The sequence below is a fragment of the Neopararhizobium haloflavum genome (genome assembly GCF_002750855.1).
In the GTDB taxonomy this organism is placed as follows: domain Bacteria; phylum Pseudomonadota; class Alphaproteobacteria; order Rhizobiales; family Rhizobiaceae; genus Georhizobium; species Georhizobium haloflavum.
In genome coordinates, this window is record NZ_NWUC01000009.1 from 1 (window position 1) to 18,302 (window position 18,302).

Consider the following 18,302-nt stretch of genomic DNA (forward strand, 5'->3'; position numbering starts at 1 on the left):
CTGATGCGCTCGATCGCGATGCCGAGCCTTAGCCAGAACACCGACAGCTTCGACAGGTTGTAGAGCCCGTTCGGCGAAGTGAGTTCAAGGAAATTGCTCTGGTCATCCCAGGGCGATGATCACATCATCCGGACAAAGAGGACGATTCATCCAGATGCGCACCCTTGTCCGCGCATCGGGAACCTCCATCGAGAGAATCTCCGGCATGTTGGCGTCGAAGAGGTCCACTCGATATTCCGGGGTACGGAGCACGCCATCAAATCTCGGGAGAGCGGCCTGCGGAGGCAGTTCCTCGAAACGACCGAGCGTGATGGTCGTTTCGCCCTCATTCCAAGGAAGGGCGCTGACGTTGATGCAGTTGTCCGAAGCCACGACACCACGCAGGTCGTGGTCGAGGGGGACGCTCACTTCGTCCACACCTGCAATGTAGAAGCTGCAATAATCGAGCAACACAGCGGCTCTTTTGATCGTCATTCAGAAATCCTCCGGCGATAGGCTCCAACCAGCCCGCCCTGGCTCGCGCTGCAATGGAGGCAATGCGGATAGATTCTCGTCGGCGTTCCCATCGACTTTGGCACCTGATGGTCGCCGATGAAAAAGCCCGATTTCGAGCGGTCAGGTCATGCCGCAGGCACGCATCTGATTGGCGTACTTTTGGGCCATGCCGGCGGCGCGGCTGGCGCCGTTTTTGGCGATGGAGCTGTTTCGCCAGGCGCCGCGTGAATAGCCGCCGTGGCCGGAATAGTAGGCGAGGTAGAGATTGTACATGTCGTTGAGCGCGATGCCGTTCCGCCGGTTGCTCTGCGCGTGGTACCAGGCAACGAACTGGACGGCGTCGCCGAAATCGGCGCGTCTGGCGCCGAACCGCCCGGTCTTCGTCTGATACTCCGACCAGGTTCCGTTGAGCGCCTGGGAATAGCCATAGGCCGTCGACTGGCGCTTCCACGGAATGACGCCGAGCAGCTTCTTGCGCGGCGGACGGGCGCGCGCCTTGAAGCTGGATTCGGTGTTGATCGTGGCCATCAGGATCGGCACGGGCACGCCATACATGCGCTCGGCGCGCTTGGCATCCCGGTACCAGTTGTTGATGAAGCCACTTTTCTGATCGAAGACCGCGCAGACGTTACCCGTTTGCGACGGCGCGCTTGCGCAGCCCCCGATAATCAGGAGCAGTGCGATGAGCATGGTACGCATTCAACAACCTCATGCTTTGGCGCGTACCATTTGATGAAAAACGTAACGATCGCGTTAATGCGATCGCCGATTTCTGCTCAGCACGATTCCTCTCCCTGAAAGTCCCGCGAAGCGCAGGCAAGATCGTCAAAGCTGTCGTTGACGTTCGGCATGGCGCCGGCGCCGCAACCAGTGAGCGCGGCGACGGCAAACAGCAGGAGAATGGCATGCCGGCTTATATGTGCCATCAGCGTTGCGGGCGCTGAGGCTGAGTGCCGCGACGGCGGAACCAGTTCCACAGGCGCTTGGCGATCAGGGCGTAGATGATCTTCTTCATCGGGTGTCTCCTCGGTGTTCGCTCTGGTGTCGTCCGAGGAAGAAGCCGGAACGGAGGCGATGGTTCCGGCGTGGCGGTCAAGCAGCGGCCGCCGCCGCCAGTCCGCGCTCCAGATCGGCAAGCAGGTCGTCTTCATCCTCAAGGCCGATCTGAAGGCGGATCACCGGGCCTTCCGTTGGCGGCGAGGCGACGGTGCGATCGGACAGATTGGCGTGGACGGCAAGGCTTTCGTAGCCGCCCCAGGAGTAGCCGAGGCCGAATATGCGCAGGGCATTGAGGAAAGCGTGGGCCTTCGGCTTGTGATGATCGGCGTCGGCACCTGCAAGGACGATTGCGAAAAGGCCGCTCGCACCCTTGAAGTCACGCTTCCAGAGATCATGGCCGGGATGGCTCGGCAGGGCCGGGTGGAGAACGCGCGCCACGCCCTCACGCCCTTCCAACGCACGGGCAAGGGCAAGCGCGGTTTCCTGGTGACGCTCCAGCCGGATGCCCATCGTGCGCAAACCCTTGAGCACGGCATAGCAATCGTCCGGCGCGGCGCAGACGCCGAGCGCGTATTGGGCATCCTTGAGTGTCTGCCATGTCCGGGCATTTGCCGAGACTGTGCCGAGCAGGACGTCGGAATGGCCGCCAGGATATTTGGTCGCCGCATGGATCGAGATATCGACGCCGTGATCGAGCGGCTTGAAGAAGAGAGGCGTTGCCCAGGTGTTGTCCATCATGACGACCGCGCCATGGGCATGGGCGGCGGCGGCGACGGCGGGAATGTCCTGCATCTCGAACGTGTTGGACCCGGGCGATTCGGTGAGCACCACCTTGGTGTTCTGCTTCATCATCTTGGCGATGTCCGCGCCGAGGGCCGGATCGTAATAGTCGACCGCGACGCCGAGCCGCTTCAACATGGTGTCGCAGAAGTGGCGCGTCGGAAAATAGACCGAATCGACGATGAGCGCGTGATCCCCTGCGCTGAGGAAGGCAAGCAGCGGCACTGTGACAGCGGCAAGGCCGGAGGGCACGACGATAGTCCCGGCCGATCCTTCCAGATCGTCGATGGCGCCGGCCAACGCGTCGGTCGTCGGCGTGCCGCGCGTGCCGTAAGTGTATTTCTGGTCGCGCGTCTCCATGGTCTTGGCATCGGGAAACAGGACGGTCGAGGCATGGACGACGGGCGGATTGACGAAGCCGTGGAAACTGCGCGGATCGTATCCGGCGTGGGTCAGGCGCGTGTTGGGGCCAGCGATTGTCGTCGTCGCCTTCTTGTTCATGCTCATCAGCCTTTCATGCGTTGCGCGGCGCGTGGCCGCCATGTCTGCGCCGAACCATAAAAGGCGCAGCGCCAATGTCCAATTGGCAGGCCGCCCGGTGGACGGCAAGCGGCCCGAGCGAAAATCGCGCCCGCCGAGATTCGCGCCCAAATTTTGTTACTGCCTTCTATTTCTGCATTGCGTGCACTTGACCGGGGACGGATTTCAGCATGTGATAGTGCGGCCTGACGGAGAGAAAGAGGGATTTGGCGCCATTCAAAGCGCTTCGAAGGACCGGTTTTCCCGTCAGGATAAAACAGAGGGCAACAGTTAAAAGGTACAGAGATGACAAAGATTATTCTGTCGGCTGCGGCGGGCGCTGTCGCGTTGGGACTCGGCGCGCAGGTGGCGTCGGCGCAGACGCTCGAGAGCGTGCAGGAAAACGGTTACGTCCAGTGCGGCGTCTCGACGGGTCTGGCCGGCTTCTCCAACACCGATGACGCGGGCGACTGGACCGGTCTCGACGTGGACTATTGCCGGGCACTGGCCGCGGCGATCTTCGACGACCCGGAGGCCGTTCGCTTCACGCCGCTCTCCGCCGTCGAGCGCTTCACGGCACTGCAGTCGGGCGAAATCGACGTGCTTTCGCGCAACACGACATGGACGATGAGCCGCGATACGGACCTCGGCCTCAACTTCGTCGGCGTGACCTTCTACGACGGTCAGGGCTTCATGGTTCCCAAGGAACTGGAAGTGACCTCGGCCCTGCAGCTGTCGGGTGCTTCGGTCTGCGTTCAGTCCGGCACCACGACCGAGCTCAACCTCACCGACTACTTCAACGCCAACAACATGGACTATAATCCAGTCGTGTTCGAAGGCCTTGAAGAGGTCAACGCTGCCTACAACGCCGGTCGCTGCGACGTCTACACGACGGACAGCTCCGGTCTTGCCTCGATCCGCCTCCAGCTCGACAATCCGGACGATCACATGATCCTTCCCGAGCTGATCTCCAAGGAGCCGCTCGGACCCTCGGTCCGCCAGGGCGACGAGCAGTGGTTCGACATCGCGAAGTGGGTCTATTACGCGCTGGTTTCGGCTGAAGAGCTGGGCGTGAACTCCGAGAACGTCGAAGAAATGACGGAATCGGAGAACCCGGATATCCGCCGTCTCGTCGGCTCGGAAGGCACCTTCGGCGAGGACATCGGTCTTGAGAACGACTGGGCTCTCAAAGCGATCAAGCATGTCGGCAACTATGGCGAGATCTTCGAGCGTAACGTCGGTCCGGAGACGCCGCTGCAGATCGAACGCGGCCTGAATGCGCTCTACACGGATGGCGGCGTCCAGTACGCCATGCCGGTCCGCTAAGTGGAGCGCCACGGCTTCTAGCCGAACGCGACATGGCTCCGGTGCGCCCCCTGGCGGCGCACCGGAGCTGCTCTCAATGATTGCGCAGCAATGCGCAGGCCAATTGTTCAGGCTTTTTTCGGCGACATCGCGCCCATGTGCGCGGGCGAGCGCTGCCGCAATGGAAAGTAGGCCATCATGGCTGTGACAACACTCGATTCCGACGCGTCCCAACCCGCGCGTGCCTCCCTGCTGTACGATCCGGTGATCCGGGGCATCGTCTTCCAGGTGCTGCTGGCTCTCCTCATCCTCTATCTCGTGGTTTCCGGCATCGCGAATGCCGCAGCCAATCTGGCCAATGCCGGGATCGCATCCGGTTTTGGCTTCCTGGGTGAGCGCGCCGGCTTCGATATCGGCCAGACACTCATTCCGTACACCAGTGACAGCTCGTATCAACGCGCGTTTTTCGTTGGTCTCTTGAACACCATTTTCGTGGCGGCGATCGGCATTGCCTGCGCGACGGTGCTCGGCTTCATCGTCGGTATTGCCCGGCTTTCGAAGAATTTCCTGGTGCGTAAAGTCGCCTCCGTTTACGTCGAGACGCTGCGCAACATTCCTCTGCTGCTTCAGTTGCTCTTCTGGTACAAGGCGGTCCTGTCGACGCTGCCGGCGCCGCGCGGGTCGCTGGAACTCTTTAATGCCTCGGTGCTGCTCAACAACCGTGGCCTCATCATCCCGCAATGGCTGCCCGAGGCCGGTGCCGGCATCGTCTATGCCTCGATCGCGATCGGGATCGGCGCGGCGATCGTCATCGCCCGCTGGGCCAAACGACGGCAGATGGCGACCGGTCAAGCCTTTCCGACCATCCGCATGGCGCTGGGGCTCGTGATCGGCCTCCCGCTCGTCGTCCTTTTCCTGATGGGTACGCCGTTCACGCCGCAATATCCGGAACTTAAAGGCTTCAACTTCGTCGGCGGGTCGACGTTGCGGCCCGAATTCATGGCGCTTCTGCTCGGCCTGTCGCTTTATACGGCGGCGTTCATCGCCGAGATCGTCAGGGCCGGTATTCTGGCCGTATCGAAAGGGCAGACGGAAGCTGCCTACTCGCTCGGCATCCGTCCCAATACGACGATGCGGCTCGTCATCATTCCGCAGGCGCTCCGCGTGATCATCCCGCCGCTGACCAGCCAGTATCTCAATCTGACGAAGAACTCATCGCTGGCGATCGCCGTCGGCTATCCCGATCTCGTCTCGGTTTTCTCTGGGACGGTCGCGAACCAGACGGGGCAGGCGGTGGAAGTGATCTCGATCACCATGCTTGTCTATCTCTCGCTGTCGTTGCTCACATCGGCATTCATGAACTGGTTCAATTCGCGCGTCGCGCTGGTCGAACGATAGGACGGGAGCCGCGACATGTCTGATACACACTCCGAAGCGGATCTCGCGACAACCAAGCTGGCGTTCGTGCGGGACGATTTCATCGAACAGCAGGAAGCTCCGACGCGCGAAGGCGGCATCGGGCAATGGATTCGGGTCAATCTCTTTGCCAGTGTCCCAGATACGATCCTGACTGTCGTCATGATCCTCTTTCTCGCTTGGATATTGCCACCCTTGTTGAACTGGGCGTTCTTCAACGCGGTATGGGACGGGGCGAACCGCGAGGCCTGCCTGGGCGAGGACCGCGGCGCATGCTGGGCGTTTGTGGAAGCGAAATTCGCGCAGTTCATGTACGGCCGGTATCCATTGGGTGAGCGCTGGCGAGTCGACCTGACGGGCATATTGCTGATCGCCGGTACGATCCCGATGCTCATTCCGCGCGTGCCCTTCAAGCGTCTCAACGCGATCTTCCTGCTGATCGTATTCCCGGTCGTGGCCTATGTGCTTCTTGTCGGCGGATACTTCGGCCTGCCGGTCGTCGTGACGGACCGCTGGGGCGGTTTGCTGGTGACCCTCGTGGTGGCGATTGTCGGCATTGTCGTTTCGCTGCCGCTCGGCGTGATTCTGGCTCTCGGCCGACGGTCGCGGCTGCCGTTCGTCAAATACGCGTCAATCGTCTTCATCGAATTCTGGCGTGGTGTTCCCCTGATCACCATCCTGTTCATGTCGTCGGTGATGTTGCCGCTTTTCCTGCCGGAAGGCGTAAGCTTTGACAAACTGCTTCGCGCACTGGTCGGCGTGGCCTTCTTCGCCTCGGCCTATATGGCGGAGGTCATTCGCGGCGGCCTGCAGGCCATCCCGAAAGGCCAGTACGAAGCGGCGGATGCGATGGGGCTCGGCTTTTGGCAGAAGATGCGTCTGATCATCCTGCCGCAGGCTCTGACGATGGTCATCCCGGGGATCGTGAACACCTTCATCGGCCTTTTCAAGGACACCAGCCTGGTTCTGATCATCGGGCTGTTCGACCTGCTCGGCATCGTCCAGCTCGGCTTTACCGATCCGAATTGGTCGTCGCCGCAAACGGCAGTCACCGGCTTCGCCTTCGCGGCGCTCGTCTATTTCATATTCTGCTTCGGCATGTCGAAATACTCCATCTACATGGAGAACCGCCTCGACACGAGCCATCGATAAGTGAGGAAGAACACCATGGCTGACACCGCAGCTGCCGTCGATCACTCAAAGATGACCGTGTCGGACACGGATGTCGCGATCGATATCATCGGCATGAACAAATGGTTCGGCGATTTTCACGTGCTTCGGGACATCAATCTGCGCGTCATGCGCGGAGAGCGGATCGTCATTGCCGGGCCGTCCGGCTCCGGCAAGTCCACGATGATCCGCTGCATCAACCGGCTGGAGGAGCACCAGAAAGGCCGCATCGTCGTCGACGGCATCGAGCTTACCAACGATCTGAAGAAGATCGACGAGGTGCGCCGTGAAGTCGGGATGGTGTTCCAGCACTTCAACCTGTTTCCGCATCTGACGATCCTTGAAAACTGCACGCTTGCGCCGATCTGGGTTCGCCGGATGCCGAAAAGCAAGGCCGAGGAGATTGCGATGCACTATCTGGAGCGCGTCAAGATCCCAGAGCAGGCCCACAAATATCCGGGTCAGCTGTCGGGCGGGCAGCAACAGCGCGTGGCCATCGCGCGCTCGCTCTGCATGAGCCCGCGCATCATGCTTTTCGACGAGCCGACCTCAGCGCTCGATCCGGAAATGATCAAGGAAGTTCTCGACACGATGGTCAGCCTCGCTGAAGAGGGGATGACGATGCTGTGTGTGACCCACGAGATGGGTTTTGCCCGCCAGGTGGCAAACCGCGTGATCTTCATGGATCAGGGACAGATCGTGGAACAGAACGAACCGGCGGAGTTCTTCGACAATCCGCAACACGAGCGGACCAAGCTTTTCCTCAGCCAGATCCTGCACTGAGCGGCCTGGGCCGACATCTTCTCAGGCTGACGGATGCTCGCCGTAGAGCCAATCGAAGTCGGCAGCGAGGTGCTCGGGCGGGCGCAGGGCGAGGACCACGTCCCGTCCAAGACGCAAGGGACCCCTTGCGTGATAGGCGAGGCGGTTGACCGCGCCGCGCCGGCGGACTTTATCGATGCGCGGCCTGCGCCTGGCTTCGTAGAGACGAAGTGTCGCCTCTATGCTCCTGGTGGCGGAGACCTCTGCGATGCATTCGGCCAGTGCCAATGCGTCCTCGATCGCCATCGCCGCGCCCTGCGCCGCATAGGGGGGCATGGCGTGGGCCGCATCGCCGATCAACACGACCCCGTCATTGCGCCAAGGGCCGTCGGTGACGTCGTAGATCGGCCACGCGCCGAGGTCGGTGCCTGAGGAGAACAATGATCTTATCTCGCCGTCCCACCTGGAGAACGCTGCTCTCAGCAATGGCAGAGCGGCCGGTTCGCGGCCGGATCCGGCGCAGATTGCCACGAGGTTGATTTCGCCTTGTCGCTTCATCGGATAGGCGACGAGATGGGCCGATGGACCGAAGAAGACGGTCAGTTCCTCAGGATCGAGCCAGCGCGGGAGTGCCGCATCCTTGAGGGTCATGCGCATGGCGATGCGCCCGGTCGACCTGGGATTGTTGGCGGGGGCGATAAAGCGGCGCGTGGCGGAGTGCACGCCATCGGCACCGACAATGAGATCAACGCTTTCGTCGATCGCCGCGGCCACTGCCTCGCGGGGCGATCGCTCTTCACCTTCATGCCATCGACTGTTCATGACGAAGTGGACGAGACCGGACGCTTCGGCCGCGCCCAGCAGGATGCGCTGCAGATCGGCCCGGTGCAGCACACCATAAGGGGCTCCCCAGCGCCGGCGCGCAAAATCACCCAGCGGCATCTCGGCAATCTGGCGCCGGTTTCGTCCGGAGGACAATCTTATCCGTGGAGGTTCATGCCAGGCGGCGACAAGTGCCTGCTGCAGGCCGAGCTTGAAAAGACACCGCGAGGCGTTCGGCGAGAGCTGTATGCCGGCTCCGACTGCCTCGAACCGACTCGTCTTTTCGATCACGGTCGTGCGGATGTCGAGGCGGGCGAGGGCGAGGGCTGTCGTGAGGCCCGCGATGCCCCCGCCGACGATGGCGACATGCCGGATGGTCATTGCCGATCGATCGGATCAGGCGACGTGACGATCAAACACGGATCCTGCGGGCCTGGTCTCGGCAGCACCAAGATCCGGATTGAACCGGTAGAGCGTCGAGCAGTAGGGACAGACCTTCTCGCTGTCATCGCCCATGTCGAGAAATTCGTGGGGGTGGTCGAAGGGCGGCGTGGCGCCGACGCACATGAACTCGCGCACACCGATCTCTATCGCTTCGTGCCCCGCGTCGTTCTGGAAATGAGGAATGCCGTGACCGGCCATGGGAAGGCTCCGTTTGGATGACAATTTGCGCCGGACCTTATAGCGGGGCCGCCGCATTGTGTAGACCCCGGTGCCGTCCTCATCGGCCACAAGCACTCTCTCCGCTTTTCACGACCGGGCGCAGCCGTTAGAGGAGGCTCAGTGAAACTTGGCCAGGATCAGGACACGTCATGAATTTCGACCGCATGCCCATGAAGACTTTCAACGCTGGCGGACTGAACCTTGCCTATATCGAGGACGGACCAGCGGCTGGGCGGCCGGTGGTGCTGGTGCACGGCTTTGCATCGAATGCGCATGTCAACTGGGTCTATCCGGGTTGGGTCAAGGTGTTGCGGGAAGCCGGCTACCGCGCCATCGCGCTCGATCATCGCGGCCACGGCGATAGCGACAAACCGCATGATCCCGAAGCGTACCATCCCCACATCATGGCAAAGGACGTTGCAGCGCTGATCGATCACCTCGGTCTCGGCCAGGCGCATGTGTTCGGCTATTCCATGGGAGCGCGAATCTCGGCCTTCCTGGCTCTCGAACGTCCGGAGCTTGTGCGCTCTCTCGTTTTCGGGGGTCTTGGCATGGGCATGATCGAAGGTGTCGGCGATTGGGCACCAATTGCCGAGGCGCTGAGGGCGCCATCGATCGAAGACGTCGATGATGAGAAAGGCCGCATGTTTCGCTCCTTCGCCGAGCAGACAAAAAGCGACCGGGAGGCGCTTGCGGCCTGCATCACGACATCGCGGACCCTGATTGATGCAGACGCGATCTCGAAGCTCGACATGCCGGTTCTGATCGGTGTGGGAACACGCGACGATATTGCAGGCTCTGCAAAGGGAATGGCGGACCTGCTGCCCAATGCCCGCGCAGTCGATATCCCCAACCGTGACCACATGCTCGCTGTCGGAGACCGCGTCTTCAAGAAGGCAGTTCTCGACTTTTATGCCGAGATGGATGCCTGACGCCATATGATGCCAGCAAAAACCTGAGGATGGCGGCCGGCGGACTTGATGTGCGCGCTCATTGCGGCTAAATGCCGAACGTCGCACGGATGAGCGGCAGCGAGGCCTCGTGGCGGAGTGGTTACGCAGAGGACTGCAAATCCTTGTACCCCGGTTCAATTCCGGGCGAGGCCTCCAAACATTCCCTGAATAAAGACTGGTAGCGATGACGGGACACTCGGGTGTTCAAATCGGCTCGATCGCGCTTGAAACCGTGCGGCGCCCGGCCTATCAGACAGTCAACGCACGGGGAATTGGCTCATGACCACAGATTTCAAGACAGCGCGCGCCAGGATGGTCGACAATCAGATCCGGACGATGGACGTGACGTCGCATCCGGTGCTTGACGCATTTGGCGATGTGCCGCGCGAAGCTTTCGTGCCCGAGCATCTGCGCGATCTTGCCTATATCGACGAGGATATCCAGATCGCGCCGGCTGGCGAAAGCGCACCGGCACGCTACGTCATGGAGCCGGCCCCGCTCGCCAAGCTCGTGCAGCTTGCCGATATCAGAGCAAGCGACGTGGTCCTGGAGATCGGTTGCGGGACCGGCTACGGTTCGGCCATCCTGTCGCAGTTGGCGAGTTCGGTCGTGGCACTCGAAAGCGATGCCGCCCTGGCAGCCAAGGCAGGCGAAACGCTTTCCGAACTTGGCTGTGACAACGTCGTTGTCGTGCAAGGCCCATTGGCTGAAGGCTACGCTGACGAAGCGCCCTACGACGCGATCGTCTTTTCCGGTGCCGTGGAATATGTGCCGCAAGTGATTCTCGATCAGCTGCGCGAGGGCGGGCGACTGGTCGTCGTCGAAGGGGCGGGCAATGCTTCGCGCGCCAAGCTCTATCTTCGCGACGGCGAGACGACGTCGCCGCGTGCGATCTTCAACACGGCGGTCCGCATGCTGCCGGGGTTTGAGCTGTCGAAAGAGTTTGTTTTTTAAGGCAGAAGTTCAGCTTGCAACGGTGCGTATTGCGCGTGATACGGGCTGTTGCGTGGCCGCAACGTCGGCAACCAGACTTCGTTGAAGCTTCAGCAATACCTTGTGCATATCCTTGGGTGGGGTGCATAAGCAGACTGTGGTTCTACGTTGGTTCGCATTCTCGCAGCGAGCTGCCTTTGTGAATCAATCAGGAGATCGAGTATGAGACGAATTCGTGCGGCGCTGTTGGCCTTTGCTGTCGTGCCGCTATTCATCGCCGCGCCGGGGGAAGCGCGAGCCGAATCGATCCTGGGGGCAATGTCGCAGGCCTATGACAACAATCCCGACCTGAACGCCGCGCGCGCTGGTCTCAGGGCAACAGACGAGGGGGTGGCGATCGCGAAATCGGGATACCGCCCTACGATCGGCGCCCAGCTCGACTATACCGCGACACAGACGAACCCCGACGTCGCAACCGATGACGGTGTGGACGCGGCGCTGGGCGTCTCGATCAACCAGACCCTTTTTGACGGCTTTCAGACGCGCAATGCTGTTCTCGGAGCGCAATCCGACGTCTTCGCCGGCCAGGAGCAGCTGCGCGATACGGAACAGGAAATCCTGCTTTCCGCCGTCCAGGCCTTCATGAACGTGGTGCGCGACCGCCAGATCGTGCAAATCCGCCGCCAGAACCTCGACTTCCTCAATGAGCAGCTTAACGCGGCGCAGGCGCGGTTCGACGTCGGTGAGGGGACGCGTACGGACGTGAGCCAGGCGCGCGCGCAGCTTGCTGCATCCGAGGCGGGCCTCGTGGCCGCGTCGGCGCAGTTGAAGTCATCCGAGGCGGTCTATTTCCAGATCGTCGGCAACGCTCCTCCGAGTTCGCTGACGCCATCCTCCGCGTCCAGCCAGTTGCTGCCCAATTCGCTGGAAAGCGCGATCACCATCGGCCTGGCTGAGCACCCGCTCGTGAAGTCTTCCCAATACGCCATGAATGCGGCGGACTTTGCCGTCAAGGAAGCGGAAGGCTCGCTGCTGCCCGGCGTCACGGTCAGCGGCTCGTTCGGCCGGGATCTGCAGACTGGCGGAACACAGGCAACCGTGGGCGCGCAACTCTCCGTGCCAATCTACCAGGGCGGGGCAGCATCGGCCCGCGTGCGTCAGAGCAAGGAGCTGCTTGGCCAGGCGCGCATCAACGTCGATGTCGCGCGCAACACGCTGCGCGAGGCAATCGTCACCTCCTGGACCCAGCTGGAAGCGTCGCGCGCCGCGATTTCGGCGAACCGCGCTCAGCTTGATGCATCCAATCTGGCGCTCTCCGGTGTCATCGAAGAGCGTGACGTTGGCCAGCGGACGACCCTCGACGTGCTCAACGCGCAGCAGGACGTACTCAATGCGCGGGAAACCCTCGTGCAATCCGAGCGCGATTCGATCGTGGCAAGTTATGCTGTCCTCAGCACGACGGGCCGGCTTCTGGTCAACCGACTTGGCCTGCAGGTCGCCGAGTACCGCCCGGAGGTTCACTACGAGGCAGTCAAGGACAAGTGGTACGGGCTGCGCACGATCGACGGCCGGTGACGCTGCATTTCCGATCGTAAGAATTTCTGTGCATCCCCCGTACCCCTTGGGTGCGGGGGATTCTTTTTGTGCCATCAATCTCTTATCATTGGACGAATGATTCGACGGGCCGGTTGGTGAACAGTCGCCCCGATGCAGGCAGAGGCACAGTCCCATGGCACAGACGAGCAGTGCGGCGCGCGAACCGACGATGGAGGAAATCCTGGCGTCGATACGCCGGATCATCGAGAGCAACGACACTGCCGCTTCAGAACCGGAACCGCGGCCGCAACTGGCAAGCGTGCCTCTCGAAACAGAGCCGGCGCAGGCCGCCGTGTTGGAAGCCGCGCCGGAACCGGCGTTCGAAGAACCAGATCCACTGCCCGAGCCGCAAGATGAGCGCGGCGCGCCTGTCCCCAGCCCGACGCGGGCCATATCGCTTGCAGACGTCGCTGCACGTTTGCGCGGCAATGCCGAGACCAGTGCCGGCCGAAGCGATCCGGTCGCTGTTGCAGCGGCAAACGATGTTGCCGCGGCAAACGACACGCGCTCAGTGGCCGAGACAGGGCGGGACGATGCTGTCGATGAGCTCGACGCGATCGAGCCGGTCGTGGCCGAGATGGTCGCAGCGCAATTGTCGACGCCATCCTGGCAGGACGAGCCGGAAATGGACGCGTCGGAACCAGCCGAGCAACCAGATGTCGAGCCTGCAGCCCCGTTCGCCGCAACCAGCCCTTCGTACGCTGAAACGGCTGCGGTGACGGAGGAGACGGCACCCCGGCAGCCAGAGCCGATCTCTTCTGCGGCGGATCAGGCGCTGGTCTCCCACGAGACGGGCGCGAAGGTCGCCGCTGCATTCGATGATCTCAATTCGGCAATGGCGAGCGGCCAGATGCGGTCCTTCGACGACATCGCCCAGGATTTGCTCCGTCCCATGCTGCGTGACTGGCTCGATGACAATCTCCCGACGCTTGTCGAGCGGCTGGTGCGCGAAGAGATCGAACGCGTTGCGCGTGGCAGCCGGCGCTGATCACGCGCGGTTCCTTTCCTCAGGTCGGCGTTTTTGAACGAGACGCGTCGACGGTTGCGCCTGCAACCGCCGCAGTTGACTTGGCTGCGGTCATCCGGTTTACACCGCCTTCGACAGTATCCTGACAAAGCGGCGTATCCATGCTCGACAAGACCTATGACGCGCGGGCCATCGAGCCCAAGATCACACAGCGCTGGGAGGCCGATGGCGCCTTCAAGGCCGGCGCCGGGGCGAAGGACGGGGCGGAACCCTACACCATCGTCATACCGCCGCCGAACGTCACCGGCTCCTTGCACATGGGCCATGCGCTCAACAACACGCTGCAGGATATTCTCATCCGCTTCGAGCGCATGCGCGGAAAGAATGTGCTCTGGCAGCCCGGCATGGATCATGCGGGGATTGCCACGCAGATGGTCGTCGAGCGCCAGTTGATGGAGCGCCAGGAGCCCGGCCGTCGCGAGATGGGGCGCGAGGCCTTCGTCGAGCGGGTCTGGGACTGGAAGGACGAGTCGGGCGGCATGATCATGAATCAGTTGAAGCGCCTCGGTGCTTCAGCCGACTTCTCGCGCGAACGCTTCACCATGGACGAGGGGCTGTCGAAGGCTGTCCTGGAAGTCTTCGTCACGCTCTACAAGGAAGGCCTCATCTATCGCGGGAAACGGCTCGTCAACTGGGATCCGAAATTCGAGACCGCGATCTCCGATCTAGAGGTCGAGAATCGCGATGTCGACGGCCATATGTGGCATTTCAAGTACCCGCTGGCTGCCGGCGAAACCTATGAGTATGTCGAGAAGGATGCCGATGGGAACGTCGTCTTCCAGGAGACGCGCGACTATATCTCGATCGCGACGACGCGTCCGGAGACGATGCTGGGGGATGGAGCCGTTGCCGTTCACCCCTCCGACGAACGCTATGCTCCGATTATCGGAAAGCTGTGCGAAATTCCGGTCGGACCCAAGGAGCATCGCCGCTTGATCCCGATCATCCGGGACGAATATCCCGATCCCGATTTCGGGTCCGGCGCCGTCAAGATCACCGGCGCGCACGATTTCAACGACTACGCCGTCGCCAAACGCAACGGAATTCCGCTCTATCGGCTGATGGACCTCACGGCGGCGATGCGGGCGGATGGCGAAGACTATGCCACTTGCGCTGCGCAAGCTGCCGAGATTGTCCGATCGGGCGACCTGCCGGATGAGGCAACTGTCGACGCGATCAACCTGGTGCCTGATTCCTACCGCGGGCTGGACCGCTATGCGGCGCGCGAAAAGATCGTCGCTGAGATCAACGCCGAGGGCCTGGCTGTCATGGCAGGCGGGCCGGACGGAGAGGCCATACCCTTCGTCGAGACGCGAAAGATCACGCAGCCTTTCGGGGATCGTTCCGGTGTCGTCATCGAGCCGATGTTGACGGACCAATGGTTCGCCGACGCGGCAACGCTGGCAAAGCCTGCGATTGCGTCGGTGCGCGAAGGGCACACCAACTTCGTCCCGAAGAACTGGGAAAAGACCTACTTCGAGTGGATGGAGAACATCCAGCCTTGGTGCATCTCACGCCAACTCTGGTGGGGTCATCAAATTCCGGCATGGTACGGGCCGGATGGGACTGTTTTCGTCGAAAAGAGCGAAGAGGAAGCGCTTCACGCCGCCATCCAGCACTACATTTCGCACGAGGGTCCATGGAAGGCCTGGGTCGAGGAGCGGCTGGAGAATTTCCAGCCCGGCGAATTGCTGACGCGCGATGAGGATGTGCTCGATACCTGGTTCTCATCAGCGCTGTGGCCGTTCTCCACGCTCGGCTGGCCGGACAAGACGCCTGAACTCGACACCTACTACCAGACCGACGTTCTGGTTACCGGCTTTGACATCATTTTCTTCTGGGTTGCCCGGATGATGATGATGGGTCTTCACTTCATGCATGAAGAGCCGTTCCACACTGTCTACGTGCACGCACTCGTGCGGGACAAGAACGGTGCCAAGATGTCGAAGTCCAAGGGTAACGTCATCGACCCGCTGGAGCTGATCGACGAATATGGCGCGGACGCATTGCGCTTCACGCTTGCCATCATGGCGGCGCAGGGCCGCGACGTGAAGCTGGACCCGGCACGGATCGCCGGTTACCGCAACTTCGGGACCAAGCTCTGGAACGCAACGCGCTTTGCGGAAATGAACGGTGTCGTCCATGGCACGGACTTCGATCCGTCGGCGGCGACGCTTCCCGTCAATCGGTGGATATTGACCGAACTGACCCGCACTGAGCAGGAAATGACCCGGGCGATCGAGGAGTACAGGTTCAACGAAGCAGCGGGCAGTGCCTATCGTTTCGTGTGGAACCAGGTCTGCGACTGGTATCTCGAGCTGTTGAAACCGATCTTCAACGGCGCGGACGAGGCGGCCAAGGACGAGGCTCAACGCTGCGCAGGGTATATTCTCGACAACATCTATCGGCTCCTCCATCCGTTCATGCCATTCATGACCGAGGAGCTTTGGGGGCACACGGCCGCCGCGCGCGGGCGTGATCAATTGCTCTGTCACGCCGGCTGGCCGAGGACCGATTTCGAGGATCGCGAAGCGGCCGACGAGACGAATTGGCTTGTTGAGGTCGTGTCCGGCATTCGCTCCGCGCGCGCGGAGATGAACGTGCCACCGGCGGCGACCGCGCCCCTTATCGTCGTCGGCGCAGACGATACGACGCGGACACGGCTGGATCGACATGCGGACGCATTCTCACGGCTCGCTCGGGTGGAGACCATCCTCCATGCCGATGATGCACCGCGCGGCTCGGCACAGATCGTTTCCGGAAACGCCACATACTGTCTGCCGCTCGGGCAACTGATCGATCTTGATGCCGAGCGCGCACGCATCGACAAGGCGATCGCCAAGCTTGATCAGGACCTGGACAAGATCGACCGGAAGCTCGGCAATCCGAAATTCGTCGCCAATGCCAACCCTGATGTCGTCGAGGCGGAGCGGGAAAAGCGAAGCGAACTGGAGGTGCGCCGCAACCAGCTCACGACGGCGCGCCAGAGATTGGACGAAGCAGTCTGACCAACGCCGAAGGGCCTTTTGGGCGATCGCCGCATGGCGGTCGCGTCCTGTCCCGAATCGAGATGGCGGCTTTCAAAGGGGTCCATACGATTGCTTGCGGCAAGCCGTCGATCACCGGATGAGCAAGTGACGTAAGGACAGATTACGTCAGGTTCAGCCGAGCCGGTGTCTTTTGCGGCAATTGTGACAGTTCCGCAACAAATGCCTCTATTGTGGCGAAAATTGCGCGATATTGGGGCCGGAATGCCTCGATCGAGAGACAGATCACGTCAATCCTTTCGAAAACCGGTCCATACCCCGCCATTCATCAGGCCTTGCCGGGAGCGCCGCAGGCGTTGCGTCGCGAGCCGCACTTGCGATCTGTTAGGAAGTTGCTACCCACAATGTCAGGATGAAGACTTTGCTCAGGGGAGGGAACTCGATGGTGCGGGGCGTACTGACACTTTCGGCGGCAGCACTTTTGATCACGGCGTCGAGCCAGGCGATGGCTGGGGGGCTGGAGCGTGGCGGATACAATATCGACCTGCTTTTCGATCCTTCGCGGTTCGCCGCCGACGCGACGGCGACATACGTCGTACCGCAGCGCGATCTGAACAACGCCGTCGACACTGATCCGACGGATGGGCTTGGCGCCAACGGCATCGGGGGCGGCGCCAGCGACGATGTCCGCGAGACAGAATCGTATTGGGTTCCACGCCTTGGCTTCAAGGCCGGTCTGACCGAGGACGTCGACTGTCTTGCCGGCTATGGCCAGCCCTGGGGCGCGCACACGAACCCGGGCGCAAACTGGGTGGGCGCGAACCACAACATCGAGACGAAAGTCGAGAGCTACAGCCTGGAATTGACGTGCTCCTACAGCCTGGACGCGGGGCCGGGACAGTTCCGCATCATCGGTGGCGGCTTCTATCAGGAAGTCTCGGGGTTCAAGAACCGTCTCGTTGCGCCGGTTCCACTCCTGGCGCCGGGCGCCGGCACCGGCATCGGCGGACTGGAGCTTGAAGGCGACGGATATGGCTACCGCGTTGGTGCGGCCTACGAAATCCCCGATATCGCGCTGAGAGCGAGCCTGGTCTACAATTCGGAGGTCGAACTCGACGACATCACGGGCTCGCTGGACCTTCGCCAGATTCCCGGCGCGATCGACCCGACCAATCCTTTCCTTGGCCTGTCGACGCCGATATTCGGCCAGACAACGATGCCGCAGTCGCTGGAACTCAAGCTCCAGTCGGGCATTGCGCCGGGCTGGCTGGCATTCGGTTCGGTCAAGTGGGTCGACTGGAGCGTGCTTCAGAACGTTGCCTTCTGCCCCGAAGTCACTCGCGGCGTTGCGGCGTGCAACTTCAACGGCGGTACGGATGTCACGTCGCTCGATCTTCTCTACCGCGATGGCTGGACCATCACCGGCGGCATTGGCCATCAGTTCTCCGAAACCTTGAGTGGTGCTGTCTCGCTGACATGGGATCGTGGCACGTCGACGGGCATCGGCTCGCAAACCGATACCTGGACCGTGTCTGGCGGCTTGGCCTATTCCCCAACCGAGACGGTCGAACTGCGCTTCGGCGGCGCGGTCGGCTGGCTGACGTCCGGCTCATCCGGCGTTGTTGTGCGCGATGGCGTCACCTTCGGTGATGATGTCAGTTACGACTTTGAGGACGACCTTGTAAGCGCCGTGCAGATCGGCGCAAAGGTTCGCTTCTAAGCTCCTCATATCGTGAGCATTTTAAGGGCCCCGGCATCGAAGCCGGGGCTTTTTGCGTTGCGCGTTTCACGGAGTGTGTCGCGATGAAACACTCTCGATTTGTGGCAGATCAGACACACTGATCGTTTCAGAACTTTGCTAGGATTTGGACAGTA

General features: G+C 61.6%; 16 protein-coding genes and 1 tRNA gene. 11 read left to right on the plus strand and 6 right to left on the minus strand.

Annotated features, from left to right (window positions below):
• Positions 1-102 precede the first annotated feature (102 nt).
• From CN673_RS17515 to CN673_RS17530, 4 genes are all read right to left on the minus strand, one after another.
• Positions 103-474 (minus strand): hypothetical protein, encoded by a 372-nt coding sequence (locus CN673_RS17515; RefSeq protein ID WP_099867706.1) that lies wholly within the window; start codon positions 472-474, stop codon positions 103-105.
• 141 nt (positions 475-615) lie between these two features.
• Positions 616-1,194: a transglycosylase SLT domain-containing protein gene (locus tag CN673_RS17520; RefSeq protein WP_099867707.1), complete on the minus strand. Its 579-nt coding sequence runs from the start codon at positions 1,192-1,194 to the stop codon at positions 616-618.
• A gap of 77 nt (positions 1,195-1,271) precedes the next feature.
• Positions 1,272-1,421 carry a hypothetical protein gene (locus CN673_RS20945; protein ID WP_157928938.1) on the minus strand — a complete coding sequence of 50 codons (150 nt, stop codon included), beginning with the start codon at positions 1,419-1,421 and terminating at the stop codon, positions 1,272-1,274.
• 166 nt (positions 1,422-1,587) lie between these two features.
• Positions 1,588-2,775: a cystathionine beta-lyase gene (locus CN673_RS17530; protein WP_099867808.1), complete on the minus strand. Its 1,188-nt coding sequence runs from the start codon at positions 2,773-2,775 to the stop codon at positions 1,588-1,590.
• A 324-nt stretch (positions 2,776-3,099) separates the two neighbouring features.
• On the opposite strand from CN673_RS17530, the gene CN673_RS17535 reads away from it, so the two are divergent.
• The 4 genes from CN673_RS17535 to CN673_RS17550 all read left to right on the plus strand — a co-directional run bounded on the left by CN673_RS17535 (position 3,100) and on the right by CN673_RS17550 (position 7,467).
• Complete coding sequence (locus CN673_RS17535; RefSeq protein WP_099867709.1) at positions 3,100-4,119, plus strand: amino acid ABC transporter substrate-binding protein; 1,020 nt, start codon at positions 3,100-3,102, stop codon at positions 4,117-4,119.
• Between the two features lie 177 nt (positions 4,120-4,296).
• Positions 4,297-5,496 (plus strand): amino acid ABC transporter permease, encoded by a 1,200-nt coding sequence (locus CN673_RS17540; protein WP_099867710.1) that lies wholly within the window; start codon positions 4,297-4,299, stop codon positions 5,494-5,496.
• Between the two features lie 15 nt (positions 5,497-5,511).
• Entirely contained in the window at positions 5,512-6,666 is a 1,155-nt protein-coding gene (locus CN673_RS17545) for an amino acid ABC transporter permease (protein WP_099867711.1), read from the plus strand.
• Between the two features lie 15 nt (positions 6,667-6,681).
• The gene (locus CN673_RS17550; protein ID WP_099867712.1) at positions 6,682-7,467 is read left to right on the plus strand and encodes an amino acid ABC transporter ATP-binding protein; all 786 of its coding nucleotides are present in this window, start codon (positions 6,682-6,684) and stop codon (positions 7,465-7,467) included.
• Positions 7,468-7,488: 21 nt separating this feature from the next.
• Here CN673_RS17550 and CN673_RS17555 read toward each other — a convergent pair whose 3' ends face one another.
• On the minus strand, positions 7,489-8,649 hold the full coding sequence (locus CN673_RS17555; protein WP_099867713.1) for an FAD-dependent oxidoreductase: 1,161 nt from the start codon (positions 8,647-8,649) through the stop codon (positions 7,489-7,491).
• Between the two features lie 15 nt (positions 8,650-8,664).
• Entirely contained in the window at positions 8,665-8,910 is a 246-nt protein-coding gene (locus CN673_RS17560) for a zinc-finger domain-containing protein (protein WP_099867714.1), read from the minus strand.
• 170 nt (positions 8,911-9,080) lie between these two features.
• Between CN673_RS17560 and CN673_RS17565 the strand changes: the two genes are divergently transcribed.
• The 7 genes from CN673_RS17565 to CN673_RS17595 all read left to right on the plus strand — a co-directional run bounded on the left by CN673_RS17565 (position 9,081) and on the right by CN673_RS17595 (position 18,147).
• A complete protein-coding gene (locus tag CN673_RS17565; protein ID WP_099867715.1) occupies positions 9,081-9,863 on the plus strand; it encodes an alpha/beta fold hydrolase in 783 nt (260 codons plus the stop codon).
• Positions 9,864-9,966: 103 nt separating this feature from the next.
• A tRNA-Cys gene (locus tag CN673_RS17570) sits at positions 9,967-10,040 on the plus strand.
• A gap of 123 nt (positions 10,041-10,163) precedes the next feature.
• The gene (locus CN673_RS17575; RefSeq protein ID WP_099867716.1) at positions 10,164-10,838 is read left to right on the plus strand and encodes a protein-L-isoaspartate O-methyltransferase family protein; all 675 of its coding nucleotides are present in this window, start codon (positions 10,164-10,166) and stop codon (positions 10,836-10,838) included.
• Between the two features lie 201 nt (positions 10,839-11,039).
• On the plus strand, positions 11,040-12,392 hold the full coding sequence (locus CN673_RS17580; protein WP_099867717.1) for a TolC family outer membrane protein: 1,353 nt from the start codon (positions 11,040-11,042) through the stop codon (positions 12,390-12,392).
• 154 nt (positions 12,393-12,546) lie between these two features.
• The gene (locus tag CN673_RS17585) at positions 12,547-13,401 is read left to right on the plus strand and encodes a PopZ family protein (protein WP_099867718.1); all 855 of its coding nucleotides are present in this window, start codon (positions 12,547-12,549) and stop codon (positions 13,399-13,401) included.
• A 140-nt stretch (positions 13,402-13,541) separates the two neighbouring features.
• On the plus strand, positions 13,542-16,448 hold the full coding sequence (locus CN673_RS17590; RefSeq protein ID WP_099867719.1) for a valine--tRNA ligase: 2,907 nt from the start codon (positions 13,542-13,544) through the stop codon (positions 16,446-16,448).
• Positions 16,449-16,869: 421 nt separating this feature from the next.
• Positions 16,870-18,147 carry an OmpP1/FadL family transporter gene (locus CN673_RS17595; RefSeq protein WP_099867720.1) on the plus strand — a complete coding sequence of 426 codons (1,278 nt, stop codon included), beginning with the start codon at positions 16,870-16,872 and terminating at the stop codon, positions 18,145-18,147.
• Positions 18,148-18,302 lie beyond the last annotated feature (155 nt).